Source organism: Streptomyces sp. NPDC046821, from assembly GCF_040645335.1.
Lineage (GTDB): Bacteria > Actinomycetota > Actinomycetes > Streptomycetales > Streptomycetaceae > Streptomyces.
On sequence record NZ_JBEYYB010000016.1, the window covers coordinates 166,044 to 192,849 of the forward strand.

At 69.9% G+C, this 26,806-nt stretch carries 18 protein-coding genes; 6 read left to right on the top strand and 12 right to left on the bottom strand.

What is annotated here, in order from left to right; translation table 11 throughout:
- The 6 genes from ABZ893_RS30500 to ABZ893_RS30525 form a co-directional block, all read right to left on the bottom strand.
- Complete coding sequence (locus ABZ893_RS30500) at window positions 1-1,062, bottom strand: ABC transporter ATP-binding protein (protein ID WP_361410119.1); 1,062 nt, start codon at window positions 1,060-1,062, stop codon at window positions 1-3.
- A 10-nt stretch (window positions 1,063-1,072) separates the two neighbouring features.
- Complete coding sequence (locus ABZ893_RS30505) at window positions 1,073-2,050, bottom strand: ABC transporter permease (protein ID WP_361410122.1); 978 nt, start codon at window positions 2,048-2,050, stop codon at window positions 1,073-1,075.
- Window positions 2,051-2,185: 135 nt separating this feature from the next.
- Window positions 2,186-3,976, bottom strand: a complete 1,791-nt coding sequence (locus ABZ893_RS30510; protein WP_361410125.1) for an ABC transporter substrate-binding protein — start codon at window positions 3,974-3,976, stop codon at window positions 2,186-2,188.
- A 97-nt stretch (window positions 3,977-4,073) separates the two neighbouring features.
- Window positions 4,074-5,117 carry an ABC transporter permease gene (locus ABZ893_RS30515; protein WP_361410128.1) on the bottom strand — a complete coding sequence of 348 codons (1,044 nt, stop codon included), beginning with the start codon at window positions 5,115-5,117 and terminating at the stop codon, window positions 4,074-4,076.
- A gap of 922 nt (window positions 5,118-6,039) precedes the next feature.
- Window positions 6,040-7,947, bottom strand: a complete 1,908-nt coding sequence (typA, locus tag ABZ893_RS30520) for a translational GTPase TypA (RefSeq protein ID WP_361410131.1) — start codon at window positions 7,945-7,947, stop codon at window positions 6,040-6,042.
- 348 nt (window positions 7,948-8,295) lie between these two features.
- Entirely contained in the window at window positions 8,296-10,701 is a 2,406-nt protein-coding gene (locus tag ABZ893_RS30525; RefSeq protein WP_361410133.1) for an ABC transporter family substrate-binding protein, read from the bottom strand.
- A 356-nt stretch (window positions 10,702-11,057) separates the two neighbouring features.
- Between ABZ893_RS30525 and ABZ893_RS30530 the strand changes: the two genes are divergently transcribed.
- The 5 genes from ABZ893_RS30530 to ABZ893_RS30550 all read left to right on the top strand — a co-directional run bounded on the left by ABZ893_RS30530 (window position 11,058) and on the right by ABZ893_RS30550 (window position 16,605).
- Entirely contained in the window at window positions 11,058-11,345 is a 288-nt protein-coding gene (locus ABZ893_RS30530) for a hypothetical protein (protein WP_361410136.1), read from the top strand.
- Between the two features lie 20 nt (window positions 11,346-11,365).
- Window positions 11,366-12,196, top strand: a complete 831-nt coding sequence (locus ABZ893_RS30535) for a hypothetical protein (RefSeq protein ID WP_361410139.1) — start codon at window positions 11,366-11,368, stop codon at window positions 12,194-12,196.
- A 28-nt stretch (window positions 12,197-12,224) separates the two neighbouring features.
- On the top strand, window positions 12,225-14,132 hold the full coding sequence (locus ABZ893_RS30540) for a fumarate reductase/succinate dehydrogenase flavoprotein subunit (protein WP_361410141.1): 1,908 nt from the start codon (window positions 12,225-12,227) through the stop codon (window positions 14,130-14,132).
- On the top strand, window positions 14,129-14,899 hold the full coding sequence (locus ABZ893_RS30545; RefSeq protein WP_361410144.1) for a succinate dehydrogenase/fumarate reductase iron-sulfur subunit: 771 nt from the start codon (window positions 14,129-14,131) through the stop codon (window positions 14,897-14,899). The genes ABZ893_RS30540 and ABZ893_RS30545 overlap by 4 nt, the downstream gene beginning before the upstream one ends.
- 98 nt (window positions 14,900-14,997) lie before the next feature.
- Window positions 14,998-16,605, top strand: a complete 1,608-nt coding sequence (locus ABZ893_RS30550) for a TPM domain-containing protein (RefSeq protein WP_361410147.1) — start codon at window positions 14,998-15,000, stop codon at window positions 16,603-16,605.
- Window positions 16,606-16,637: 32 nt separating this feature from the next.
- Here ABZ893_RS30550 and ABZ893_RS30555 read toward each other — a convergent pair whose 3' ends face one another.
- From ABZ893_RS30555 to ABZ893_RS30580, 6 genes are all read right to left on the bottom strand, one after another.
- The gene (locus ABZ893_RS30555; RefSeq protein WP_361410150.1) at window positions 16,638-19,376 is read right to left on the bottom strand and encodes a SpoIIE family protein phosphatase; all 2,739 of its coding nucleotides are present in this window, start codon (window positions 19,374-19,376) and stop codon (window positions 16,638-16,640) included.
- Between the two features lie 314 nt (window positions 19,377-19,690).
- Window positions 19,691-20,104, bottom strand: a complete 414-nt coding sequence (locus ABZ893_RS30560) for an ATP-binding protein (RefSeq protein ID WP_361410153.1) — start codon at window positions 20,102-20,104, stop codon at window positions 19,691-19,693.
- Between the two features lie 195 nt (window positions 20,105-20,299).
- Window positions 20,300-20,698 carry a (deoxy)nucleoside triphosphate pyrophosphohydrolase gene (locus ABZ893_RS30565; protein WP_361410156.1) on the bottom strand — a complete coding sequence of 133 codons (399 nt, stop codon included), beginning with the start codon at window positions 20,696-20,698 and terminating at the stop codon, window positions 20,300-20,302.
- A 68-nt stretch (window positions 20,699-20,766) separates the two neighbouring features.
- Window positions 20,767-20,940, bottom strand: coding sequence for an SPOR domain-containing protein (locus ABZ893_RS30570; RefSeq protein WP_361410159.1), 174 nt, complete (start codon window positions 20,938-20,940; stop codon window positions 20,767-20,769).
- A 210-nt stretch (window positions 20,941-21,150) separates the two neighbouring features.
- Window positions 21,151-22,836: a hypothetical protein gene (locus ABZ893_RS30575; protein ID WP_361410162.1), complete on the bottom strand. Its 1,686-nt coding sequence runs from the start codon at window positions 22,834-22,836 to the stop codon at window positions 21,151-21,153.
- A 194-nt stretch (window positions 22,837-23,030) separates the two neighbouring features.
- The gene (locus ABZ893_RS30580) at window positions 23,031-23,783 is read right to left on the bottom strand and encodes a GntR family transcriptional regulator (protein ID WP_361410165.1); all 753 of its coding nucleotides are present in this window, start codon (window positions 23,781-23,783) and stop codon (window positions 23,031-23,033) included.
- A gap of 384 nt (window positions 23,784-24,167) precedes the next feature.
- Between ABZ893_RS30580 and ABZ893_RS30585 the strand changes: the two genes are divergently transcribed.
- Entirely contained in the window at window positions 24,168-26,771 is a 2,604-nt protein-coding gene (locus ABZ893_RS30585; protein ID WP_361410228.1) for a discoidin domain-containing protein, read from the top strand.
- The last annotated feature ends 35 nt before the right edge of the window (window positions 26,772-26,806 follow it).

A 26,806-nucleotide genomic window follows, 5' to 3' on the forward strand; every position in this document is an offset into this window, starting at 1 on the left:
CTAGCCGAGCCGGGGCTTGATGCGGTCGATGAAGATGGACTGCCGCTGCTCCGAGGTGAGGTGGCACGCGGCGGCACGGCCGTCCGCGAGCAGCGGTCGCTCGCTGGCGCAACGGCCGTCCGACACCTGGTCGGTGAAGGCGCACCGCGGGTGGAAGCGGCAGCCCGTCGGCGGGTTGAGCAGGGACGGCGGGGTGCCCGGGATCGGCGTGAGCGCCTCGTTGATGTCACCGCCGAGCCGGGGCATCGACGAGAGCAGGCCCCAGGTGTACGGGTGCTGCGGCGTGCGCAGCACCTCCTTCACCGAGCCGCGCTCGACGGCCCGTCCCGCGTACATCACGAGCAGGTCGTCGGCCATCTTCGAGATGACGCCGAGGTCGTGGGTGATGAAGACGATCGCGGAGCCGAACTCCTGCTGGAGGTCCTTGAGGAGGTCCAGGATCTGCGCCTGCACGGTCACGTCGAGCGCGGTGGTCGGCTCGTCGGCGATCAGCAGGTCGGGGTCGCAGACCAGGGCCATGGCGATCATCGCGCGCTGGCGCATACCGCCGGAGAACTGGTGCGGGTAGTCGTCGACGCGCATCTTCGGCTGCGGGATGCCGACCTTCTCGAGCATGTCGATGGCGCGGATCCTGGCGTCCTTCTTGGAAGCACCGGTGTGCTTCATGAAGGGCTCCATGATCTGGCGGCCCACCGTGTAGTACGGCGACATCGCGGTGAGCGGGTCCTGGAAGATCATCGCGGCCTTGTTGCCGCGGACCTTCTCCAGTTCCTTCTCCGTCGCGGTGACGAGTTCCTGGCCGTCCAGGACGATCTCGCCGTCGACGGTCGTGGACTTCTTGTTGTGCAGCCCGAGGACCGTCAGGTTGGTGACGGACTTGCCCGAGCCGGACTCGCCGACGATGCCGAGCGTCTTGCCGCGCTCCAGGTCGAACGAGAGCCCGTCGACCGCCTTGACGATGCCGTCCTCGGTGGAGAACTGCACCCTGAGGTCACGGACCGAGAGGAAAGCCTCCGAACCGGTCGGGGCCGGGGTGTCCTCGGTCTTGGTCACAGTGGTCACGGTCGTTCTCCTAGGCGAGGCGCACGCGCGGGTCGATGTATGCGTATGCGATGTCCACGATGATGTTCAGGATCAGGATGAAGAAGGCGCCTACCAGCATCGCTCCCATGGTCACCGGGAGGTCCTTGTCGGTGGACGACTCCACCGCGAGCCGGCCGAGACCGGGCAGGTCGAAGGTGTACTCGGTGACCACCGCGCCCGCGAGCAGGCCGGAGAGGTCGATGCCGAGGATGGTGACGATCGGGATGAGCGATCCGCGCCAGGCGTAGCGGAAGAAGACGTACTTGCCGCGCATTCCCTTGGCCTTGGCGGTGCGGACGTGCTCCTCCTGGAGCTGCTCGATCATCGTGGAGCGCGCCATACGGGTGTACTGCGCGGTGAAGATCGTCGCCATCACGACCCACGGGATGAGCAGACCCATGAACCACTTGGCGGGACTGTCGAAGAACGAGAAGTACTTGGGGTTGTCCATCCAGCCGGTGCTGTAGACGAACAGGCCGAGGACGATCGGTCCCAGCAGGTAGATCTGGAACGAACTGAGCACGATCGAGGCGCCGGAGACGATCCGGTCGAGCATCGTGCCGCGCTTCCACGCGGCCAGCAGACCGGTGCCGAGGCCCACCACCAGGAAGACGACCAGACCGCCGATGGTCAGGGAGAGGGTCAGCGGGAAGCGGTCGGTGATCGATCCCCACACGAAGTCGTTGGTCTTGAACGAGACGCCCAGGCACGGGGCCGGGCAGTGACCGATCGGGAAGTCGCGGCCCATCACGATGCCCCGGATGAACTCCCAGAACTGCGCGGCGATGGACTTGTCGAGGCCCAGGTTCTCGCGGATGACCGCGATGTTCTGCGGTGTGCAGTTCTTGCCGCAGGCCAGCTCGGCGAAGTCCTGAGGAACCGTATAGAACAGGAAGAACGTGAACGCCGCGATCAGAAACATGATCACGACCGCACCGGTCAACCGGCGGATGAGGAACTGAAGCATGGCGGTCGGCTGCTCTCTTCGGAGGCGGTGGTAACTAGGGGCTCAGCAGGCCGTGGGGGTGCGCTCCGCCTGGCGCGCACCCCCACGGATCAGCCGTGATCGGCGGCGATGGCTACAACTTCACGAACTGGTCGCTTACTTCACGAACAGGTCGTTGATGTCGATGTAGCTCGACTCGGTGCTGTACTTCGCACCGCCGATGCCGGAACCGAACATCTGGATCGACTTGGAGTAGTACACCGGGGCGGCCGGGTTGATGTCCTCGACGATGCGCTTGTGCAGCGCGGCCCACTTGGCCTTGGCCTGGGCCGGGTCCAGCTTCAGGGCCTCCTTGATGCCGGCGTCGACCTGCGCGTCCTTGATGTGGGAGTAGTTCGAGCCACCGTCGTGGACCTGCGTGCCGTCGTAGACCGGGGTGACGACCGTGCCCTCGGACGGCCAGTCCTGGCCCCAGCCGGTCATGTAGAGGTCGTACGGGTTGTCCAGCTTGCCGATCTGCTCGTAGAAGCTGGCCCGGTCGATCTCCTTGGCCTGGATGTTGAAGCCGAGCTTGGTCAGGGTGTCCTTGATGATGACCATCTGGGCCTGGCCGCGCGGGGTGTTCGAGTAGGCGTAGGTGAGCTTGGTGCCCTTCTTGACACCGGCTTCCTTGATGAGCTGCTGGGCCTTGGCCATGTCACCGTTGGGCTTCTTCAGCTTGCCGAACGGGTCGAAGGTCGGGTCGAAGTTCGGCAGGGTCGGGGCGAACAGGCCGCCCGCGATCTCGCCGCCGTACTTGCCGCCGTCGGCCTGGACCATCCGCTGGCTCGGGATGGCGTAGGTGATGGCGTCGCGGACCTTCTTGTCCTTGATGCGGTCCAGGTTGAAGGTCATCTGCCACACGTAGGGCTGGTAGCCCTTGATGGTGCGCTTGTTGACCTTCGGGTCGGTGACGACGTCCTGGAGCTGGGCCGGGTCGACGATGTCCGTGAACTGGATCGCGGTCTTGGCCTCGCCCTGGTCGGCGATCAGACGCTTGGTCTGGCTGTCCTGGGCGACCGTCAGCTCGAAGTTGAAGCCGTTGACGTACTGGTGGCGCACGGAGTCCGTCTTCGGGTCCCAGTTGGTGTTCTTCACCAGGGTGAGGGACTTGCCGGCCTTGTAGTCGGAGATCTTGTACGGGCCGAGCGAGGCGGGGGCCTTGTCGTACTTCTCCTTGGTGTCCCGCTTCTCGGGGACGATGCCGTAACCCGGCATGGCGAGCGCCTGCGGCAGGTCGGGGCGGGCCGTGTCGAAGTGGAAGACCACGGTCTTGGCGTCCGGGGTCGACAGGACGGAGTCCGGCAGGTGCTTGCCCTTGAAGGGGCCGTCCGGCAGCTGCTTGCGGTAGTCGTCACCGGAGAGCCAGGACTGGATGTAGGTCGGGCCGTCGAAGATGAACTTCGCGTACTGACGCTCGATGGTGTGGCGGACGTCCTTGGACGTGATGACGTTGCCCTGGTCGTCCTTGATGCCGTCCTTGAGCGTGTACGTCCAGGTCTTGCCGCCGTCGGACGACTTGCCGGAGTCGGTGGCGATGTCACCGACGACGGTCAGGTTGCCCTTGTCGTCCTCCTGGTAGTTCGTCAGACCACGCGTGATCAGGTTGCCGAACTGGCCGGCGTCCGAGACGTAGCTCTGGCCCGGGTCCATGTGCGTCAGGTCGGACTGCGCGTACACGGTGATCTGGCCGCCGGGCTTGGCACCCGGGACGTCCTTGGCCGGGCCGACGGACGCGGCCGCGTCACCGTAGGCGACCGGCTTGGACTGGTGCGCCGCGTCCTTCTGCGTCTTGGAGTCGTCCTTGGCCTTGCCGTTGCTGCCGCCGGAGCATCCCGTCAGAGCGAGGGAACCGGCCGCGATGGCGACGACTATGGCGCGAGAGGTGCGCGCGTTGAGGGACTTCATGATGCTGATGCACCTACCTGTCTTGTTATCCACGAGTGCTGCCTGAAGGCTCCGGTCGCCCGGATCTGGGGTGGCAGCCACCCCCCACCAATGAACGTCAACGTCCGGACTTGGGGTCGAACGCATCCCGGACGGAGTCACCAAGAAGGTTGAACGCCAGGACGAAAATCACGAGCGCGGCACCGGGGAACAGGAGGAAGTACGGGTCCTGTTCGTAGAGGCCGGCACCCGTCCGGAACATGCGGCCCCAGTCGGGGGTGGGCTCGACGAAGCCGACGCCCACGAAGGACAGGAACGCGATGTTCAGAATGTTGCTGGGCAGCATGTACGTGGTCTGCACCAGGATCGGGGTGACGATGTTCGGCAGGACCTCCTTGCGGATGATCCGCGCCGGGGAGGCTCCCGAGACCTTCGCCGCCTCCACGAACTCCCGCTCGCGCAGGGAGAGTACGGAGCTGCGGACCAGTCGGGCCAGACCCATCCAGCCGAGGAACCAGGTCACAAGGACGATCGCGAGGACACGCAGGTAGGTCGGGGTCTCATCGCGCGGCGACACGAACAGGGCCGTGACGATCGGCATGAAGGCGATGAAGAACAGCTGCGACGGGAAGCCGAGGAAGAAGTCGGTGATCCGGCCGAGCCAGTAGTCGACCTTGCCGCCGAAGTAGCCGCCGACCATGCCGATGATGACGCCGGTGACGACGCTCAGGATGGTGATGGCCACCGCGACGTACAGCGAGGTCCGCATTCCGTACAGGAGTTGGGTGAAGACGTCCCGGCCGAGCTTGGGCTCGACACCGAACCAGAAGTCGCCCGAAACGCCACCGAACGGGGCGGAAGGCATTCCGAAGTCGTCCAGAATGTTCGGGAAGTCCGGCTCGGAGGGGTACAGCGTGTACGGGTCCTTGCCGTAGATCTTCGAGATCACCGGCGCGAGCGCCGCGACCACGAAGAAGAAGATCACTACGACTGCGGAGACCATGCCCGTGCGGTCGCGCTTGAAGCGCATCCACATGAGCTGACCGGGCGAGCGACCCTCGAGCTTCGCGGGGTCCTTCGCGCCGTTGTCTTTCGTCGCACCGGGATCGCCGTCCAAGACGACGGCGACTTCGGCATCGCCGGCCTCAACTGGACTCGTCATGATTTGTCCGTTTCGCAGGTTTCAGCAGCCAGTCGGCAGCGCCGGCTGACAGACGTCGGATCAGTGTCTGGGTCTGGCTCGGAGAGGAGAGCACCATTTCCCTGGCGTTCGACGCACCGTCCGGTCCGTGCCCGCGCACGCCAACACGCCCCACCCAAGACGGAGTTGGGACGGCGGCGAGCAGGTTGCGGCACTCCGGAGTGCGTCCGGACCTATCGGTCCGCGTGGCTCCCTGCGGGATCAGCCACGCACAGGGAACAGGATCCGACCACGCTCACCCTCGGGGGCTTCGCGACCCAATGAGCGCTTGTGGCACCGAACATGGGCTACCTCCTCTTGAGACTGCTCGTTGACTACGAGGAGAGATGCCCTTCGTCAGGCCGACACCCCTGACGACCCGCGAACGACTTCTCACTCTGCTCGAAGAGTCCACCGTGCGCGACCCATTGACCCGAGCTCTACGCGCTCAACTATCTGGCATGAGAATCGGGCTAGACCACAGTGTTTTGGTCTCGGTTCGATCACACCTGATGCGTACTTAGTCCAAAATCCGGACAAACAGATCCGAGATAGATCCTTGCGAAACGGACTCGTTACACATCTATCGGTCAATCACGTCCGGATAACGGACGGAGGGCGGAGGAAATCGAGTTGCGCAACACGCGCTCGTGCGCAGGGCCGCGGAACGGCTCCCGGCGGGCTTATCAACGCGCGTGGATAACGCGGGCTTGTCCAGGATGCCACGAGGTTAGTGAAGTGCCACAGGACGTGGAAGACGATCCCGTAAAAAAAATCCCGCCCCGGGGCTCCGGAACGGGACGGACGGACGTACGGCGAGGGCCGTACAGCGGTGGACATACGGCGGTGGACGTACGGCGAGGGCCCGGCCCCCCGAGGGGAGCCGGGCCCAAGTGTCGCCAGATCAGCTGTGCTTGGCGCGCGAGGCGCTGCGGCCGCGCTCCTTCTGGTCCAGGACGACCTTGCGGATGCGGACGGCCTCCGGGGTCACCTCGACGCACTCGTCGTCGCGGCAGAACTCCAGGGACTGCTCCAGGGAGAGCTTGCGCGGCGGGACGATCGCCTCGAAGGAGTCGGCGGAGGAGGAGCGCATGTTGGTGAGCTTCTTCTCCTTGGTGATGTTCACGTCCATGTCGTCGGAGCGCGAGTTCTCGCCGACGATCATGCCCTCGTACACCTCGGTGCCGGGGTCGGTGAACAGCACGCCGCGCTCCTGGAGGTTCGTCATCGCGAACCCGGTGACGGCACCGGCGCGGTCGGCGACGAGCGAACCGTTGTTACGGGTCTGCAGCGTGCCGAACCACGGCTCGTGGCCCTCGTGGATGGAGTGGGCGATACCCGTACCGCGGGTGTTCGTGAGGAACTCGGTACGGAAGCCGATGAGGCCGCGGGACGGAACCACGAACTCCATGCGGACCCAGCCGGAGCCGTGGTTCGACATGTTGTCCATCCGGCCCTTGCGGACGCCCATGAGCTGCGTGACCGCGCCCATGTGCTCCTCGGGCACGTCGACCGTGAGGCGCTCGACGGGCTCGTGGGTCTTGCCGTCGATCTCCTGCGTGACGACCTGCGGCTTGCCGATCGTGAGCTCGAAGCCCTCGCGGCGCATCTGCTCGACCAGGATCGCCAGGGCCAGCTCACCGCGGCCCTGCACCTCCCAGGCGTCGGGGCGCTCGGTGTCGAGGACGCGCAGCGAGACGTTACCGATCAGCTCGCGGTCGAGGCGGTCCTTGACCTGGCGCGCGGTGACCTTGCGGTCCTTGACGGCGGACTTCGCGGCCGCGCCCTTGCCCGTGCCACCACGGCCGACCAGCGGCGAGGTGTTCGTACCGATGGTCATGGAGATGGCCGGCTGGTCCACCGTGATCAGCGGCAGCGCGATCGGGTTCTCCGTGTCGGCCAGCGTCTCGCCGATCATGATGTCGGGGATACCGGCGACGGCGCAGATGTCACCGGGGCCCGCGTACTCGGCGGGCTTGCGGGTGAGCGCCTCGGTCATCATCAGCTCGGTGATGCGGACGTTCGAGATCGAGCCGTCGCGCTTGATCCACGCGACCGTCTGGCCCTTGCGCAGCTCGCCCTGCTCGACGCGGAGCAGCGCGATACGGCCGAGGAAGTTGTCGGCGTCGAGGTTGGTGACGTGGGCCTGGAGCGGCGCGTCCTCCTCGAACGTCGGGGCCGGGACGTGCTCCAGGATCGTGGAGAAGAACGGCTCCAGGTTGGTGGAGTCCGCGGGGACCGTGCCGTTCTCCGGCTTGGTCAGCGAGGCGATGCCGTCACGGCCGCAGGCGTAGACGATCGGGAACTCGATCTGGTCCTCGTCGGCGTCCAGGTCGAGGAAGAGGTCGTACGTCTCGTTGACGACCTCGTCGATCCGGGAGTCCGGACGGTCCGTCTTGTTGATGCAGAGGATGACGGGCAGACGCTGCTGGAGCGCCTTGCGCAGCACGAAGCGGGTCTGCGGGAGCGGGCCCTCGGACGCGTCCACGAGCAGGACCACCGCGTCGACCATCGACAGACCGCGCTCGACCTCGCCACCGAAGTCGGCGTGGCCCGGGGTGTCGATGATGTTGATCGTGATGACGTCGCCGCCATCCTTCGGGTGGTACTTCACCGCCGTGTTCTTGGCCAGGATCGTGATGCCCTTCTCACGCTCCAGGTCGTTCGAGTCCATCATGCGGTCGTCGAGCGACTCGGCGGCGTGCGCGGCGAACGAGCCGGCCTGCTTGAGCATGGCGTCGACGATGGTCGTCTTGCCGTGGTCGACGTGGGCGACGATGGCGACGTTACGGATGTCGTGGCGCGTGGCCATATTGCGGCGTACTCCCGGAATAGTGGACGGCTGCGCATACGAGTCTTCGTACGCGCGCCCTGCCGGGCTGGACACGCCACGGCCTCACCCCATCGTACGGGCCTCCGGCCGAGGTGGCCTTCTCGGGCCTTGGAGGCCGGAATGCACAGTAAGTGAACAACCGGGGCGAGTGTACGGGGTTCCCCGGGGAAACTGCAGGTCAGAGGGGGTAAGGCACCTTGCCCGCCGGGCGGGCCGGCGGGCAGGGTGAGTGAGCTCGGATCCGAGCTCAGCGATCTTGAGTTGTGCGATGTGCGTCACGTCGGCGTCATGTGGGCGTCACATCGGGTGTCGTGCCGAGGCCGTGGCTCAGTCCTTCGTCGCCTTCTCCGAAGGGCTCGCGGCCGGCCCGGAGGCAGGGCCCGAGCCCTGGTCGGAGCCGTGCTTCGCACTCGGCTGCGAGCCCGGCCGCGCGTTCGGCTTCAGGAAGCCCATGTCCTCGTACGCGGGCTCCTGGAAGCCGAAGGCTCCGGCGTTGGCGAGGTTGCGGCGGGCGGCCACCAGTTCCGGGCGCTGATAGAGAGGAATCGATCCTGCCGCGGCCCAGATACGGGCGTCCGCCTGCTTGACCAGGGAGCGCTCCTCGTCCTCGTCGAGCGTCCCGATCGCCTGGTCGAAGAGCTGGTCGATGTGGTCCGTGCCGACCCGGGTGTAGTTCTGCTCGACGGTCAGCGAACCGTCCGCGGCCGGCACCGGCTTGGCGTAGATCGGCCGGGCGTCGGTGGCCGGGAAGGCCGAGGCGGGCCACGAGTAGAGCGCCATGTCGTACTGGCCGGACGCGATGTGGTCCTTGAAGTAGCTGTCGTCGGCGACCTTCGTCGTCTCCGTCTGGATGCCGATCTTGCCCAGCATCTGCGAGATCCGGTCGGCGACCGTGCGCAGCGAGTCCGAGCCGGGGCCCGACGGGAGCACGAAGCGCAGGGTCAGCGGCTTGCCGTCCTTGGCGCGCGGTCCCGCCGGGGCGCCGTTCGGCGCGGGCGTGCCCTTGGGCGCGTACGCACCCGGGGCGCCGCCGTGTCCGACGGACTCGTCCGTGAACCGGTTGCCGTCGTTCGCGGCGACGGCCTCTTCCTGGCCCTTGTCCTTGTCGGCCCCGCGCAGCTTCTGCGCGTCGGCCTGGTGCAGGAGCGCCTCGTACTCCATGGCGGCCTCGTGTCCGGGAGACAGGAGCGAGACCTGGCGGCCGCCCGGCTTCTGGTCGGTCTCGCCGACGATGTAGGTGCCGTCGCCGTCCTTGCCGTTCTCGCTGTCGGACTTGCTGTCCGACTTGCTGTCCGACTTGCTGCCGGCCGTCTTCGGCTTGGTCTTGGCGTTGTCGTCCTTCTTCAGGGGGCCGCCGGGCACCCAGCCCGCGTCCGCGAGCAGCGCCCGCGCCTCGGCGGTGTCCTGGTCGCCGAGCGCCCCGCTGTTGTCGGAGTACAGCTCCTGCCCGGCGAGCGCGAGGTGGCTGCCCACGGGACTGGCAGGCAGGCCGAGCGGCTTGAGGACGGCCTGCGCGAGCGCCTTGCGGTCGATGGCGCGGGCCACCGCGCGGCGCACCCGCTCGTCGGCGAGGGGGCCTTCGGAACCGTTCAGGGCGAGCTGCGTGTAGGCGGGCTCCAGGGACTTGCGGACGACGTAGCCCTGGAGGTTCGCCTGTTCGCTCGCGTACTTCTTGACAGCCTTGGCGGTCTTCTCGCGGGCCGCGATCTCCTTGGCTGCCGCCTTCTCGTCCTCGCCGTGCGCGACGGCCCAGGACTTCAGGGACTGCGCGGGCGTCAGGTCGGAGCCGGGGCCGTGGGCGAGCGGGCCCGACGCGCCCTTCTCGCGGCCGGCGCGTGCGACGCGGGAGGCGTCCTCGGGGTCGATGGCGGCCAGGTCGAGGTCGCCCGAGGCGAGCGCGGCGGCCCGCTCGTCCCTGGCGACGGCCTTCAGGACGATCTTGTCGAGCTTGGGCCGGCGGCCCCACCAGCGCGCGTTCCGCACCAGCGTGACCTCCTTGGCCTGGCGGTCGATCTCCTTGATCGCGAACGGGCCCGCGGTGACCGCGAGCTTGCGCCGCGACCCCTCGTTGAACGCGTCCGGGGTCCCCATGACCTCCTTGGGGTACAGCGGCGAGAACAGTGAGCGCCAGTCCGCGTACGGCTTGGCGAAGGTGACCTGCACCTCCAGGTCGTTCTTGCCGCGCTCGATCTTCTCGATGCGGTCGTAACCGGCGTTGTGGGCCGTCCAGTACGAGGAGTCCTTGCCGGACAGGGCGCGCCACTGGGCGGCGAAGTCGGCGGCGCCGATCTCGCGGCCGTCGCTCCAGACCGCCTGCTGGTTGAGCTTGTAGAGGACGACCTGCTTGGGCTCGGTCTTGATGACCTCGGCCTTCTCCAGGTAGTCCGCGTCGCGCTTCGCCCGGCCCTGGGCGTCGAGCCGGTACATCGAGGGCAGGACGGCGCCGGCGATACGGGACGTGCCCGCGTCGGCGTCGGCCTGGAAGGAGTTGAGGGTGCCCGGCAGGGCGTCGAGCGCCCAGCGCAGGGTGCCGCCGTCCGCGACATCGGCGCGTACCGCGGGCGCGATGTCCTGGCGGGCGGCCTGGGCGCCGGACTGGTCTTTGTCGTCCGAGCCGCAGCCGGCCAGGGCGGTCACCGCGAGCGCCCCCGAGACGAGGAACGCGGCCGAGCGCAGGACGGGACGCCGCGCGGGACGCCTGGCGGGGCGCGATGTGGCGCCGTCATGGGACATCACGGGTACCTCCGGGGCTGTTGACCGGGCCGGGTTTGATCACGTTTGGCGGTATATGGAGCTGATCAGATCTATCGCCTCACTGAAGGCGATGGCGCTCCGCGGCGGGCTCAGACACGGCCGTGGGAGGTCGGAAGCCCACTCGTGCGGCTCAATGTGTGGCGCCCGGGAGGCGGGGTAGGTCCGTTTTGTCGGCGGGTGCGGGTGTGTGCTCGCTGGTCACGCGGTTCCCCGTGCCCCTTTCGGGCCCGGGATCGGGGGCAATCGGCGTAGGCCCCCTTCACAACGCGTGATGTGACGCGCGACACTCTCAGCCGCATCAGTCTCCGCCGCACCAGCGGAAGCGAGGGCAAGTCATGTCCCTGAACGACGACCTGGCGGCAGCCGAGCGCTGCCTCGACGAACTGAACCGGACCGTCGGGCGCCTGGAACGGCAGCTCGACGACAGCCTCGACGTCCGGCGCGTCCGCGCCGACGCCGATCACCTGCGAGAAAGCGTCGCCCTGCTGCGGGCGTCCACGAACAGTCCCGCGCCACCACGCCCGCCCGAAGTGGTGCGCGTCCCCGACACCCCGTACGACAGCGCGCTGTGGACCGACTCGGACGACGAAGGACTCGGGTCCCAGGACCGGCACGCACCCTGACCCTCTGAGCGGAGGCTTCCTTGGCCACCGGCACGGAACCCCACCCCCCGGACGCCGCCGCGCACGGCGTCCGGGGCAGGACGCGCGCGGCGATCGCGTCCGGCCACCTGCGCACCGACCGCTGGTGGCTGGCGCCCGCCGGCACCGCCGCGGGACTGCTCGCCTTCGTCGTCTACTCGACCTGGCGGGCCTTCTCGAACGCGGACTACTACGCCGCGCCCTACGTCTCGCCGTTCTACTCCCCGTGCGTCGCGGACAACTGCGTCCCGATGCACGGAGGCCCCGACTGGGGCATCGTCGGCGGCTGGTGGGGCCTGTCCCCCGCGCTGCTGATCCTGATCTTCCCGCTCGGCTTCCGGCTGACCTGCTACTACTACCGGAAGGCCTACTACCGCGGGTTCTGGGCGTCACCGCCCGCCTGCGCGGTCCCGGAGCCCCACAAGAAGTACACGGGCGAGACCCGTTTCCCGCTGATCCTGCAGAACATCCACCGCTACTTCTTCTACGCGGCGCTCGTCGTGGCCGGAATCCTGACGTGGGACACCGTGCTCTCGTTCCGCGACGAGCATTACGCGTGGGGCCACATGGGGCTCGGCACGCTCGTGTTCCTCGTGAACATCACGCTGATCTGGGCGTACACCCTGTCCTGCCACTCGTGCCGGCACATCGTCGGCGGGCGGCTCAGACACTTCTCGAAGCATCCGGTGCGCTACCGGCTCTGGGGCTTCGTCAGCAAGCTGAACAACCGTCACATGCAGCTCGCCTGGGCCTCGTTGGTGAGCGTGGCGCTCGCCGACTTCTACGTCTACCTGGTGGCGTCCGGCGCCTTCGACGATCCGCGCTTCTTCTGAACACACAGATACGGGGTGGAACCTCCTGATGTCTCAAGTCGAGCGTCAGCAGTGGGATGTTGTCGTGGTGGGGGCGGGCGGCGCGGGCCTGCGCGCGGCGATCGAGGCGCGCGAGCGCGGCGCGCGTACGGCCGTCATCTGCAAGTCCCTCTTCGGCAAGGCGCACACCGTGATGGCCGAGGGCGGCATCGCGGCGGCCATGGGGAACGTGAACTCCCACGACAGCTGGCAGGTCCACTTCCGCGACACGATGCGCGGCGGCAAGTTCCTCAACCAGTGGCGGATGGCCGAGCTGCACGCGAAGGAAGCCCCGGACCGCGTCTGGGAGTTGGAGACCTGGGGCGCCCTCTTCGACCGGACCGCCGACGGCCGTATCTCGCAGCGCAACTTCGGCGGCCACGAGTACCCGCGCCTCGCGCACGTCGGCGACCGCACGGGCCTGGAGCTGATCCGCACGCTCCAGCAGAAGATCGTCGCCCTCCAGCAGGAGGACTTCAAGGAGTACGGCGACTATGAGGCCCGCCTGAAGGTGTTCCAGGAGTGCACGGTCACGCGCGTACTCAAAGATGGCGACCGGGTCTCGGGCACGTTCTGTTACGAGCGCGAGAGCGGCCGTTTCTTCGTTCTGGAAGCGCCGAGTGTGGTGCTCGCGACGGGCGGCATCGGCAAGTCCTTCAAGGTGACGTCGAACTCGTGGGAGTACACCGGCGACGGTCATGCGCTCGCCCTGCTCGCGGGGGCGCCGCTGCTGAACATGGAGTTCGTGCAGTTCCATCCGACGGGCATGGTCTGGCCGCCCTCGGTGAAGGGCATCCTCGTCACCGAGTCCGTGCGCGGCGACGGCGGGGTGCTCAGGAACTCCGAGGGCAAGCGGTTCATGTTCGACTACATCCCCGACGTCTTCAAGGAGAAGTACGCGCAGTCCGAGGACGAGGGCGACCGGTGGTACGACGACCCGGACCACAACCGGCGCCCGCCCGAACTGCTCCCCCGCGACGAGGTGGCGCGCGCCATCAACTCCGAGGTGAAGGCGGGCCGCGGCTCACCGCACGGCGGGGTCTTCCTCGACGTCTCCACGCGTATGCCGGCGGACCGTATCCGGCGCCGACTCCCGTCCATGTACCACCAGTTCAAGGAGCTGGCGGACGTCGACATCACGGCCGAGCCGATGGAGGTCGGGCCGACCTGCCACTACGTGATGGGCGGCATCGCCGTCGACTCGGACACGGCGGCGGCCCACGGGGTGCCGGGCCTGTTCGCGGCCGGTGAGGTCGCGGGCGGTATGCACGGCTCGAACCGGCTCGGCGGCAACTCCCTGTCCGACCTGCTCGTCTTCGGCCGCCGCGCAGGGCTGCACGCGGCGGAGTACGCCGCCGGGCTCGCCGGACGGCCCCTCGTGGACGCGCCGCAGGTCGACCTGGCGGCGGCGGAGGCGCTGCGCCCGTTCTCCGCGGAGGGCCCGGCGGACGGGGGCGTCGCCGAGAACCCGTACACCCTGCACCAGGAACTCCAGCAGGCGATGAACGACCTGGTCGGCATCATCCGGCGCGAGGAGGAGATGGCCGAGGCGCTTGCCCGGCTCGACAAGCTGCGGCTGCGGGCGCGGCGGGCCGGGGTCGAGGGGCACCGCCAGTTCAACCCGGGCTGGCACCTCGCGCTCGACCTGCGCAACATGCTCCTCGTCAGCGAGTGCGTCGCGCGGGCCGCCCTCGAACGCACCGAGTCGCGCGGCGGCCACACGCGCGAGGACCACCCGACGATGGACCGCGCCTGGCGCCGCACGAACCTGCTGTGCCGGCTCGCCGACGCCGACCCCATCGGCGGCCGGATCGACCTCGTCCGCACGACCACCGAACCGATCCGCCCGGACCTGCTCGCCCTCTTCGAGAAGGAGGAGCTGGTCAAGTACCTCGCCGCAGAGGAGCTGGACGAGTGAGTTCGTACGACGCGAATTTCAGGGTCTGGCGCGGGGACGCCGACGGCGGTGACCTCCAGGACTTCACCGTCGAGGTGAACGACGGCGAGGTCGTCCTCGACATCGTCCACCGCATCCAGGCCACCCAGGCCTCCGACCTCGCGGTCCGCTGGAACTGCAAGGCGGGCAAGTGCGGTTCGTGCTCGGCGGAGATCAACGGCAGACCGCGCCTGATGTGCATGACCCGCATGTCGGTCTTCGACCCCGCCGAGACGATCACGGTGACACCCCTGCGCACGTTCCCGGTCGTACGGGACCTCGTCACGGACGTCGGCTTCAACTACCAGAAGGCGCGCGAGGTGCCCGCCTTCGTGCCGCCCGCCGATCTGGGCCCCGGCGAGTACCGGATGCAGCAGGAGGACGTGGACCGCTCGCAGGAGTTCCGCAAGTGCATCGAGTGCTTCCTGTGCCAGGACACGTGCCATGTGGTCCGTGACCACGAGGAGAACAAGACGGCGTTCTCCGGCCCGCGCTTCCTGATGCGGGTCGCGGAGCTGGACATGCATCCGCTCGACGCGGCGTCGGCCTCCGGTCTCGACCGTAAACGCACGGCCCAGGAGGAGCACGGCCTCGGCTACTGCAACATCACGAAGTGCTGCACGGAGGTGTGCCCCGAGGGCATCCACATCACGGACAACGCCCTGATTCCCTTGAAAGAGCGGGCAGTTGACCGGAAGTACGACCCGGTGGTGTGGCTGGGGAACCGGATCCGGCGCCGGAAGGGGTGACGGGGGCCGCGCTTCGGCGGTCACCCGTCCAGACGTAGGGGCGGCCGTGCGGAGCACCCCGGTCGCGGCGCTCCGGGGCCCGCCATACGCTCCGAACTGTGACGTCGCCACCGAGGGTGCGGATGGGCACGCGGTCGGCCGGGGCCGTGGTGCTCGCGCTCTGCTGGGCCGTGCCGCCCGCCGCGACGGCCCGCGCCGACGCCCGGCTCCTGGCCGCCGTCGAGCCGGGCACGTCCGCCCCCGATCTCGCGCTGCCCCTCATCGCGGCCGGCGGCGCGGTCACGATCGCGGCCCTCTCGTACGCCCGTCGCAGGAGGCGTATGAACACGCGCACCACTCCCGGCGGCGGTGCTCGGGTCACACCGCTGCCCGATCTCGACCGGCGGGCCCGGCGGATACTGGTCGAGAGCGATGACGCGATCCGCACGAGTGCGGAGGAACTCGGCCTGGCTGACGCTCAGTTCGGGGGCGAGGCGGTCAAGACGTTCGCCGAGACGGTGGCCTTCGCGCGGTCGGAGGTGACCACCGCGTTCCTGCTGCGGCGGCAACTCGACGACGTCCGCCCGGGGGACGACGTGACGAAGCGGCGGCTCCTGGACGAGATCATCGGCCACTGCACGGAGGCGGGCCGCGCGCTCGACGCGGAGGCGGCGGACTTCGACCGGTTACGCGACCTGGAGGACACCGTCCCCGAGGCCCTCGCGCACGCGGAGGCGGCCGCCACTGAACTGGCCGCCCGCACCGCGACCGCCGGGGAAACGCTGACCGCGCTCCGCTCCCGTTACGCGCACTCCGCCGTGCTGCCCGTGGAGGGTCACGTGGAGCAGGCCAAGGACCGCCTCCTGTTCGCCACGACCAACTTCGACCAGGCCCGTGACCTGGTCGGATCCGGCGGCCACGGCCGGGCGGCGGCGTTCCTGCGGGCCGCCGAGTCGGCCCTCGGCCAGGCCCGCACCTTCGTGGACGGCGTCGACCGGCGCGGCCGCGAGCTGGCCGACGCCGACGCGAAACTGCCCGCCGCGCTCACCGCGTCGGACGCGGTCCTCGCGGCAGCGCGCGCGTTCGCACAGGGCAGGTCAGCGGCGTCGACGGGGGTTCTGCACGGGCGCGTCGTCCGTGTGGAGAGCGTCGACCTGCGCGTACGGAGAGCGCTGGCGGCCGGCCCGTACGACCCCGTCGACGCGCTGCGCCGGGTGGAAGAGGCGGACGCGGCGCTGGACGCGGCCCTCACCGAGGCGGGCGAAGGCAAGGCCGACACGGCGCGCCTTCGCGGCCTGCTGGACCGGGCGGAACTCGCCGCCCGCAGCAGTTTCGGCGCCGCGTCGGACTTCGTGGAGACGCATCGGGGGGCGGTGGGGTGCGAGGCACGGATGTGTCTGGCGGAGGCGGGCCGGGAGCTGGGGAGTGCGGGGATGGGGGTGCGGGTGGGGGCGGGGACTCCAGCCGAGGCCGGGGGCAATCCCGCCACCGCACTGGACGCCGCCCAGCGGGCCGACTCGCTGGCCAGGCAGGCGCTGTACCTCGCCCAGCAGGACGTGCGGTTCTTCGGGAGCCCGCACGGGGGTGACGGCGGGGGTGTGGGCGGAGCGATCCTCGGCGGGATCATCCTGGGTGAGGCCCGAGATGACGGCCGGCCCGGCGACGGCCCCTGGAGCTTCGGCGGACCCGAGACCCGTGGCCGCCGGGGTGGCGGCGGACGGTACTGACCGCTGCCACCACGCCACTCCCCGGCCACACCTCAGTACAGGCTGAGCAGCGCCTCCGTAGGATCCACGGTCGCCGAATTCCCGTCCGGCAGCGGGAGTTCGAACCAGACCGTCTTCCCGCGCGGTGTCCGGCGCGAGCCCCACGACGCGCTGAGCAGGCCGACGAGCTGAAGCCCGCGGCCGCCCTCGTCCGTGTCGCGGGCGCGGCGGCGGCGCGGCTGGACGAGGCCCGCGTCCCACACCTCGCACACGAGGGAACGGTCGAGCAGCAGCCGTAGCCGGATCTCGCCCTCGCCGTAGCGGAGCGCGTTGGTGACCAGCTCGCTGACCAGGAGTTCGGTGGTGTCGACGAGCGCGTCCATGTCCCAGGCGGTCAGCTGGGCGCGGGTGAGCTCGCGGGCGCGGCCCACCGAACGCGGCTCGCGCTCCAGGACCCAGTCCCCCACCGCCTCTTCGGGCAGCCCCTGCACCCGCGCCATGAGGAGCGCGATGTCGTCCTCGCCGTGGTGCGTGTCGAGGGTGTTGAGGACGTGGTCGCAGACGTCCTCCAGGGCCGACGACGGATCGTCGAGCGCGCGGCGGAACGCGGACAGGCCCTCGTCGAGCGGGTGGTCGCGGGACTCGACGAGCCCGTCGGTGTAGAGCGCGAGGAGCGAGCCCTCGGGCAGCTCGACCTCGACCTCCTCGAACGGCTCGCCCCCGACACCGAGCGGCATCCCCGGCGGTACGTCGAGCATGAGCGCGCCCTCGCCGGGCTCGACGAGGACGGGCGGCAGATGGCCCGCGTTGGCGAACGTGCAGCGGCGGGTCACGGCGTCGTAGACCGCGTAGACGCAGGTGGCGAGGTAGACCTCGGAGAGGTCGGCGTGGCCGGCGCGGCGGGCGGCGCGGGTCGCCTGCTGGACGCCGCCGCCGGGGCCGACGGCCGAGGAGGACGGGCCGCCGGGCGTGCCGAGGCCGCGGGCGATCTCGTCGAGCGCGGAGAGCACTTCGGCCGGTTCGAGGTCGAGGAGGGCCAACGTCCTTACGGCGGTGCGGAGTTCACCCATGGCGACGGCGGCGCGCAGGCCGCGTCCCATGACGTCGCCGACGACGAGGGCGGTGCGGTGGCCGGGCAGCTCGATGACGTCGAACCAGTCGCCGCCGACCTCGGTCGCCGCGTTGCCGGGCAGGTAGCGGCAGGCGATGTCGAGGCCTGACGCCTCGGGGTTGTCGGGCGGGAGCAGGGACCGTTGCAGTATCAGGGCCCGCTCGTGCTCGCGCCGGTAGAGGCGGGCGTTGTCGATGCAGACGGCGGCGCGGGCGGCGAGTTCGACGGCGAGCGCGCGGTCCCGGTCGTTGAACGGCTCGCTGCCCTTCGTACGGGCGAAGCGCGCGAGGCCGACGACGGTGTCGTGGGCGACCATCGGCACGGCGAGCGTCGACTGGATGAGGCCGCCGGCCTCGGCGGGGACGAACTGCGACCGGGCGGTGCGCAGGGCGTCCGCGCAGGGCGAGTTGAACGAGTAGCGGTGCACGGCGCCGACGTCGACGGCCCCGTCCCCGCCGGACGCTTCGAGGTACGGCACGTCGGCGACGGCGCTCGCGGCGGCGACCCGGCGCAGTTCGGCGCTGCCGTCGGCGAGGCTGCGGCTGTTGAGCGCGGCCTCGTCACCCGCGAGGAGCCCCTGGTAGAGATCGACGGAGGCGAGGTCGCAGAAGCCGGGCACGACGACGTCGAGGAGTTCGCGGGCGGTGGTCTCCAGGTCGAGGCTGTTGCCGATGCGGGCGCCGGCCTCGTTGAGGAGGGCGAGGTTGCGGCGGGCGTGGGCGGCCTCGCGGGCGGCGGCGTGGCGCCGGGTGACGTCGGTGGCGAGGCCGGCGACGCCGATGGGGCGGCCGCTGCCGCTGTGCACGCGGTAGAGGTTGATCGTCCAGTGGCGGCGTTCCCCGGAGTCCGGCGCGGGCCCGACGAGCTGCATGTCCGTGACGGACTCGCCGGTCTCCAGGACGCGGCGCAGGGCGGCCTGCACGCGGTCGGCCTCGCCGCGCGGCAGGTAGTCGTGGACGGTACGGCCGCGGTGATCGTCGGCCCGTCCGCCGAAGACGGAGGCGAAGGGCCGGTTGGCCCGCAGCACCCGAAGATCCGTGTCGAACAGCAGGAAACCGAAAGGAGATTGGCCGAAAATGGCCTCCGACGCCGCAAGGTCGGTCTCGATCCGGCGCAGAGCGCGGACGTCGACGACGATACAGACGGCGGCCCGCTCACCTGACTCCGTCTGGGTCGGCATGACGTAGACCTCGGCGACACCTTCCGTGACGCCTGCGGTGACGCCTTCTGTGGCACGGGGGCTGCCGCTGCGGGGGCTGCTGACACGCGGGGCACCGGCACCCGCACCCGTACCCGTACGCATACGCGACGCGTCCGTCGGCTCCACAGGCTCCGTCGGCATCCGGAACGGGACGACACCCGTCCACTCACGCCCGTCGAGGATCTCCGCCATCTTGCGGTGCCCGCGCTCGCGCAGCTCCGCCGGGACGAACGCCTCGATGGGGTCCTTGCCGACGGCCTCGCCCGCGGGCACACCGAAGAGCTGCGCGGCGCGCCCGCTCCACTGGTCGATGAGACCGTCGGGGCCGATGGAGAAGGAGGCGACCTTGATGTAGTCGTACAGAGAGCCGGGCGGGCTGCTGTGCCAGGTCTCGGCCGTGGGCACGCCTCCCGCGTCCCGCGCGGCCGCCTCGCCCGAGGAACCCTCGGACGACATGGCCTTCGCTGGTATCTCGCTCACGCGAACCGTCCCCTCCAGCTCACCGCGTCCGGCACCGGTCACCGGGGCGGCTGCCCGCAGTATCCAGCACTTCGGAGCCGGGCAACACGGTGTTCACGATCACACCACGGTCCTGACCGTTTTTGGGCCGTCCGTGCATAACAGGACGGCAACCAGGACCACGTGCGTCCGTACCGTTCTCCGTCGCCCGCGCCTCCGTACGCGCTCTTCCCTGTCAGCCCCTCGCTCATTCGTCGCCGAGCAGAATGCTCTCCTTCTCCTGACCGGTGAGAATTCTGCTCAATCCGTGAGACGCCACACGGAACGGCGGCCGGTCACTGCCGGCCGGGCAGGGGCAGCTCGAACCACACCGTCTTGCCCTTGCCACCTGGCCAGGTCCCCCAGCGCCGCGCGGACCCGGCGACCAGCTGGAGCCCCCGCCCGCTCTCCTCGTCGGGCCCGGCCAGGCGCTCGCGCGGCGGATCCGGAAGCGGATCGGAGACCTCCACCCGCAGGGTGCCCTTGGGGTCCGTGGACCGTACGAGGCGTACGCCGATGGGGCCGGAGGCATGCCGGAGCGAGTTGGTCACCAGCTCACTGACGAGAAGTTCGGTGACGTCACCCAGCGATTCGAGACCCCAGGCTCCGAGCTGGCCGCGGACCGCGGCGCGGGCGGATCGGACCGTACTCGGCTCCTCGGGGAAGACCCAGTCGGCACAATCCCCGTCGGCATCGATCACGCGGATCACTTCCCAGGCATCGGTTTAACCCCGGCCACCCCTTCGGGCGATGCCCGATATCGTAGGGTTAATCGGCATATACCCGGTAGGCAGCACGCGCTACCGCCTCAGGAGAACACTCCCCGAACGGCTACGGGCGGTGACGCGAGCGGGGGTGGGCGGAGCGCGTGAGCGGGGGGTGGGCGGAGCGCGGAGCGGCCCTGGTCACCCCGGCGCGAGCGCCGTCCGCGCCGCGCGAACGGCGGGAACGTCCTGGTCCAGCCAGTCCACGGACCAGGTCTCGTCGGGGCCGAGCCAGCGCAGCTCGTCGTGGTCCTCCAGCGGGCGCGGCCGGCCGGACCGGAGCCGGGCGGTCCACACCCACAGTACGTATCCGGGTTTCAGCGGCCACTCCCCCGGTACGCGGGCCACGAGTTCGGCGTCGACGCCGAGCTCCTCGCGCAGTTCCCGTACGAGCGCGCGCTCGGGGTCCTCGCCGGGTTCGACCTTGCCGCCGGGGAGTTCCCAGCGGCCCGCGAGCTCGGGGGGCGCGCTGCGCCGCGCGGCGAGCAGACGCCCGTCCTCCTGGAGCGCCGCCGCGACGACGACGGTCGGTTCAGTCATGCGCCGGAGCCTACGGCGCGAACGGGTGCTCCCTCACGCCTGCCCCGGGCGTGCGGACCCTGGGCGGCTCACGCCTGCCCGAGCCGCTCCACCCAGTAGAGCTGCTTGTGGCCGCGGCCATCGAGACTGTCGGCGGTCTGCTGGGCCTCGGCCCGGGTCGCGTACCGGCCCACGCGATAGCGGTTGCCGTTGTCGTCCTGGCGTATGACGAGCCACTGAAGTGTGGTCGTACTGTCGCTCATCGCGCCCCTCCGCTCCCCGACCCCGCCCCGCACTGCGCCCCGCTTTCTGAGGAAACCTCAATCCGCATATGCCCGAGCGTACGCCTGACCTTCACGGAGCGAATACGGATTGGCACAAAGAGATACGCAACCAGCCAACTCGCAGGGGGCGCACTCGGCTGAGTGCGCCCCCTTGATGTTCCGTGGCCGCGAAGTCAGTCCGTACGCAGCTCAGCCCGTACGCACCGTCGGCATCGGCATGAGCACCAGGCCGCTCCCCGCGTCCTTGCGGCACACGTCGCCGCACTCCGCGTCGAGCGAGCAGCACAGCGAGCAGATCGGCCCCGCCTGGACCGGGCAGTCCGCGATGTCGGGAAGCTCGTACGCCGTCTCGCAGACCCCGCACACATGGGTCGCCGTGATGTCGGCGATCTCGACGCCGGGACCGTTCACCGGGTTCGGCCGGGCGAGGTAGTACCTGCCCTTGGTGGCCCAGGCGATCAACGGGCAGAGGGTCAGGGCGAGTCCGGCCGCGATGAACGTCGAGAAGGCCTGCGCGTACGGGCCGAACACCCCGAAGAAGGCGACGATCGAGACCGCCGACGCGACCACCATGGCGCCGAAGCCGGCCGGGTTCACCGCGTACAGATAGGCCCGCTTGAACTCGATGTACCGGGGGCTCCAGCCGGCCCGCTTGTTGACGACGAGGTCGGCGGCGACGGCCGCGATCCAGGCGATGCCCACGTTCGAGTAGAAGCCGAGCAGCTTGTTCAGGGCCGCGAACATGTTCATCTCCATCAGCGTGAGCGCGATGGCGAGGTTGAGGAAGATGTACCAGACCCGACCGGGGTGCCGGTGGGTGACGCGGGAGAAGAAGTTCGACCAGGACAGGGAGCCGCTGTAGGCGTTGGTGACGTTGATCTTGATCTGGGAGACGACCACGAAGAGCGCGGCGGCGGGCAGGGTGACGGAGCCGAGCCAGGGCCTGAGCGCTTCGACCTGCGGCGCGATGGGCTCCAGCGCGTGGGCCCTGCCGACGGCTTCGAGGGCGACGAAGGCCAGGAGCGCACCGCCGAGCTGCTTGGCCGCGCCGATGACGACCCAGCCGGGGCCGGCCGCGAGAACGGCCAGATTCCAGCGCTTCCGGTTCTGCTCGGTCCTGGCCGGCATGAAGCGCAGGTAGTCGGCCTGCTCGCCGATCTGCGCGATGAGGGAGAGCGCGACTCCGGTACCGAGCCCGAAGCCGAGCCAGGAGAACCCGCTCCCCGCGCCCTCGGTGCCGCCGAAGTGGGTGAAGTCCGCGAAGACGCCGGGCGAGTGGAAGGCCAGGATCACGAACGGCAGCACGAGCCCGATGAGCCAGACCGGCTGGGTCCACGCCTGCACCTTGGCGAGCGCGCCCATGCCCCGGAACACGATCGGGATGACGATGAGCGTCGTCAGCAAGTAGCCGACCGGCAGCGGGAGTCCGACGACCTCGTGCATCGCCTGCGCCATGATCGAGCCTTCGAGCGCGAAGAAGATGAAGGTGAACGAGGCGTAGATGAGGGACGTCAGTGTGGAGCCGAAGTAGCCGAAGCCCGCACCCCGGGTGACCAGGTCCATGTCCAGGCCGTATCTGGCGCAGGCCCGCGCGATGGGGATGCCCGTCAGGAAGATGATCGTCGCCGCGCACAGGATCGAGGCGAGCCCGCTGGTGAAGCCGTAGGTGAAGACGATGGAGGCGCCGATCGCGAAGTCGGCGAGGTAGGCGATGCCGCCGAGCGCCGTGGAGGCGACCATGGCCGGGGACCAGCGCCGGTACGCGTGCGGGGCGTAGCGCAGCGAGAAGTCCTCGCGGCTCTCGTCGGCGGCGAGCCTGGCGTAGCTGCGCCGCGGCGGGGCGGCCTCCGTGTCACGAGTGACCGTGTCCGTCATGGGGGCTCCTGTCGTCCGGCCTGATGCGGGTACGGACGGAAGGTAAGAGCGGTACATGACAATCGGTGGCGGGCCGCGATTGCCCCGGCGTTACGGGAGCTGATGGTTCGTTAAGTCGTCGTCACGGGTGGCGGACGGGGCGTCCGGATATCGGACGCACCATCGATAGGCGCCGGCGCGTGGTCGGCGATGAACTACTTCACCGGCAGGTGATACGCGATCCGGTACCGGTCCGCCGGGACCACGATGTCCGCCGTCTCGACCGGGCGGCCCGAGGCGAAGTACGTGCGCTGGATGACCAGGACGACATGGCCGGGGACTCCGCCGAGCGCCATGAGTTCCTCGGCGAGGCCGGGGCGGGCGCCGACCTCCTCCGTGACGTTGTCCACGATCACGTCGATCGCGGCCATGCGCTCGACGACGCCGCAGCCGCCGAGGGGGCCCTCCTCGGGGAGCATCACCGGCGTGCGCCCCGTCACCGCGAGGGGCTCCCAGGAGGTGGAGAGCATCATCGTCTCCCCCGCGTCCCGGTACACGTACTTCGTGCACATCACGCGGTCGCCCGCGCGGATGCCGAGGCGCTCGGCGATGGCGCTGCTCGCCTCGACCTGCTCGCTGCGGGAGTCCCACGTGCCGCGCGCCGTGTCGTCGGCCTGCTCCTGCTTGAAGGGCGTGGAACCGCTCGTCGGCCGGTACCCGGAGCGGGCGAGGCGGCGCGGGACCGGCGTCTCGCGCACGTACGTGCCCGACCCGGAGCGCCCCTCGACCAGCCCTTCGGCCATCAGGACCTTGCGGGCCTCCAGGGCGACCGTGTCCGAGACCCCGTACTCCTCGCGGATTCTTGCCTGTGAGGGCAGCCGGGTGTGGGGTGGCAGCGAACCATTGACGATCTTCTGCCGAAGATCACCCGCGACGCGCAGATACGCCGGCTGCTCACCGAATGTCACTGGTGTACTCCCTCGAACCCCGTGGCGACCCGTCAGATTGACAGACAGCAACAGCGTCGCAACCGTGGGTTGTGCGCCGCAAGCAAAGGCCAAAGAATCACTCGATGTGATGACAAGCGCGCCGGCAAGCCTTCACGCAGGGACTTTCTCCAGGTAGGTCAATCCTTACACTTTGCCTCTGGGGCAAGGCGCGCCAAGGCGCACCCGCCCGCCGCAGGCTCGCCCCGCCATCCGTGGGACCTGCGGAGCGGGTCGCCCGCCTCCCGTCCGCGCCGCGCGCATCGTCGACGGGTGACCCGATCACGACGTTCCCCCGCCCGCCTCACCGCCCTCGTCACCCTCGCGGTGCTGGGAGCCGCCACCTCGCCGGAACCTGCCCTGGCCATGAGCCCCGCACCGTCGCTGGCCGCGCACCCCGCGTCGAGCCCCGCGCCGCCACCGTCCGTACGCCCCACCCGGCCCCCCGGCGATGCGACTGCCTGCCCCCTCACCCCCCCCTGGGCCCCCGCCACCACCCGCCCCGACCCCGCGAACACCTTCCACGCGTACACCGGCAACGGCTATCTCGGCGTACGCGTGCCCCCGGCCGGCGCGGGCTACGCCGAGCCCGGCGACAAGACCGGCTGGCCGCTCTACACACCGCGCTACGACGGGGCGTTCGCGGCCGGTCTCTACGCGCGCGGGCCCGAGAACACCGCCCACCGCGAGGCGATCGCCGCCCTCCCGAACTGGACGGCGCTCAACCTGACCGTGGGCGGCGAGACATACGGCCCGCACAGCCGGATCTCGCGCTACCGGCAGACCCTCAGCCTGCGCTGCGGGTTCGTCCGCACGTCGCTGACCTGGGAACACAAGGACGGCCGGCGCACCGACCTGACGTATGACGTGCTGACCGACCGGGCGCACGCGCACACCGGGGCCGTGCGGCTGCGGGTCACGCCGCGCTGGAACGGCGAGGCGACCGTCACCGATCTGATCGACGGGCGGGGCGCCCGCAGGATCGCGCCGACGGGCGGCGGGCCCGAGGGTCCGGGCACCATGGACGTGGGCTTCCGGACGGACGGCACCCGCACCGACGGAGTCGTCGCCTCCACCCTGAACGCCCCCGGCCGCACCCAAATGGCAAGCGCCACAAAGACATTGACGGCTCGCCAGTCGGCGTCCTTCCCCGTCTCGAACGGCCGCACCTACACCGTCACCAAGTACGTCGGCGTGAACACGGCGCTCACCTCGCGCACCCCGCACGCCTCCGCCGTGGACGCCTCGCAGCGGGCGGCGGACGCCGGATGGGACGCCGTCTTCGGTGAACACGCCGACGCCTGGGGCAAGTTGTGGACGTCGGACATCGAGGTGCCGGACCGCCCCGAGATCCAGCTCCAGGCACGCGCCGCCCAGTACGGACTCCTGTCCTCTGTGCGCTCCGGCGGCCGTGACAGCATCGCGCCCGCCGGTCTGACCAGTGACGCGTACGCCGGAATGGTGTTCTGGGACGCGGAGACCTGGATGTTCCCCGCGCTGCTCGCGGAGCGGCCCGGGCTGGCGCGACCCGTCCTCGAATACCGCTACCGCACGCGCGAGGCCGCCGCCGACAACGCCCTGAAGACGTCGGTCAAGGGCCTCATGTTCCCGTGGACCAGCGCGAGCCGGGGCGCCCTGTGGACCGAGTGCCAGAGCTGGCTCCCGCCGCACTGCGTCACCCAGAACCACCTCCAGGGCGACATCGCGCTCGCCGCCTGGCAGTACTACCTGGCCACCGGCGACCGCGCCTGGCTCCGCTCGCGCGGCTGGCCGCTGCTCCAGGGCCTCGCCGAGTACTGGACGTCTCGCGTCACGAAGAACGCGGACGGCTCGTACTCGATCAAGGACGTCGCAGGTCCAGACGAGTACAGCAACGGCGTCGACGACGGTGTCTACACCAACGCCGTCGCGGCCACCGCCCTGCGCTCCGCCGCCCGCGCCGCGCGCCTCGTGGGGGCGAAGGCGCCGACGGCCTGGACGACGATCGCCGGCAAGCTGCGCATCCCGTACGACCCGAAGCGGAAGGTGTTCCTGCAGTACGCGGGCTACGACGGGTCGACGATCAAGCAGGCCGACGCGGTCCTGCTGCTGTATCCGCTGGACTGGAAGCCGATGCCGAAGGGCGCGGCGGCGGCGACGCTCGACTACTACCTCGCGCGCACCGACCCGGACGGGCCCGCGATGACGGACTCCGTGCACGCGGTGGCCGCGGCGGCGATCGGGGAGCCGGGCTGTTCGACGTACACGTTCCTGCGGCGGGCGTCGAAGCCGTTCTTCCGGGGGCCGTTCGATCTGTTCTCGGAGTCGAGGGGCGCGAAGGCGGGGTCGAGTGATCCGCTCGCGGGGTCGCCCGCGCAGGACTTCCTGACGGGGAAGGGCGGCTTCCTCCAGGTGTTCACGCACGGCCTGACCGGGCTTCGCCTGGAGGAGGACGCGCTGCGCCTCGACCCGTCGCTGCCGCCGCAGCTCGGCAGGGGCGTGACGCTGCGCGGCCTGACGTGGCGCGGGCGGACGTACGACATCGCGATCGGGCCGCGGCGTACGACGGTCCGGCTGACCTCGGGCAAGCCGTTCCCCGTCGTGACGCCCACGGGACGCGCCACGGTCGGCCGCGGCGGGCTCGTCCTGAACACTCGCCGCCCGGACCTCGAACCCACCTCCGACCTGGCCCGATGCCATGCGGCGACGGCGACGTCCGAGGATCCGGGCCGGTACGCGGAGGCCGCCGTCGACGGCAATCCGGTCACGTCCTGGCTCCCGGACGCCAAGCACGCCTCCCTCAAGGTCGACCTCGGCCGGACGACGCCCGTCTCCCATGTCGACGTCACGGGCACGCGCGCGTACACGGTGACGACGTCGGCGGACGGGGCGCACTGGCGGCCTTACGCGCCGGGGCGCTCGGCCCGTTACGTACGCATCACCGAGAACGGGAACAAACCGGAGCCCGTAGAAGAGCTGATCGTGAAATAGGCCGCCGGGCGGCGCGTGGCCCCACACCACGCGCG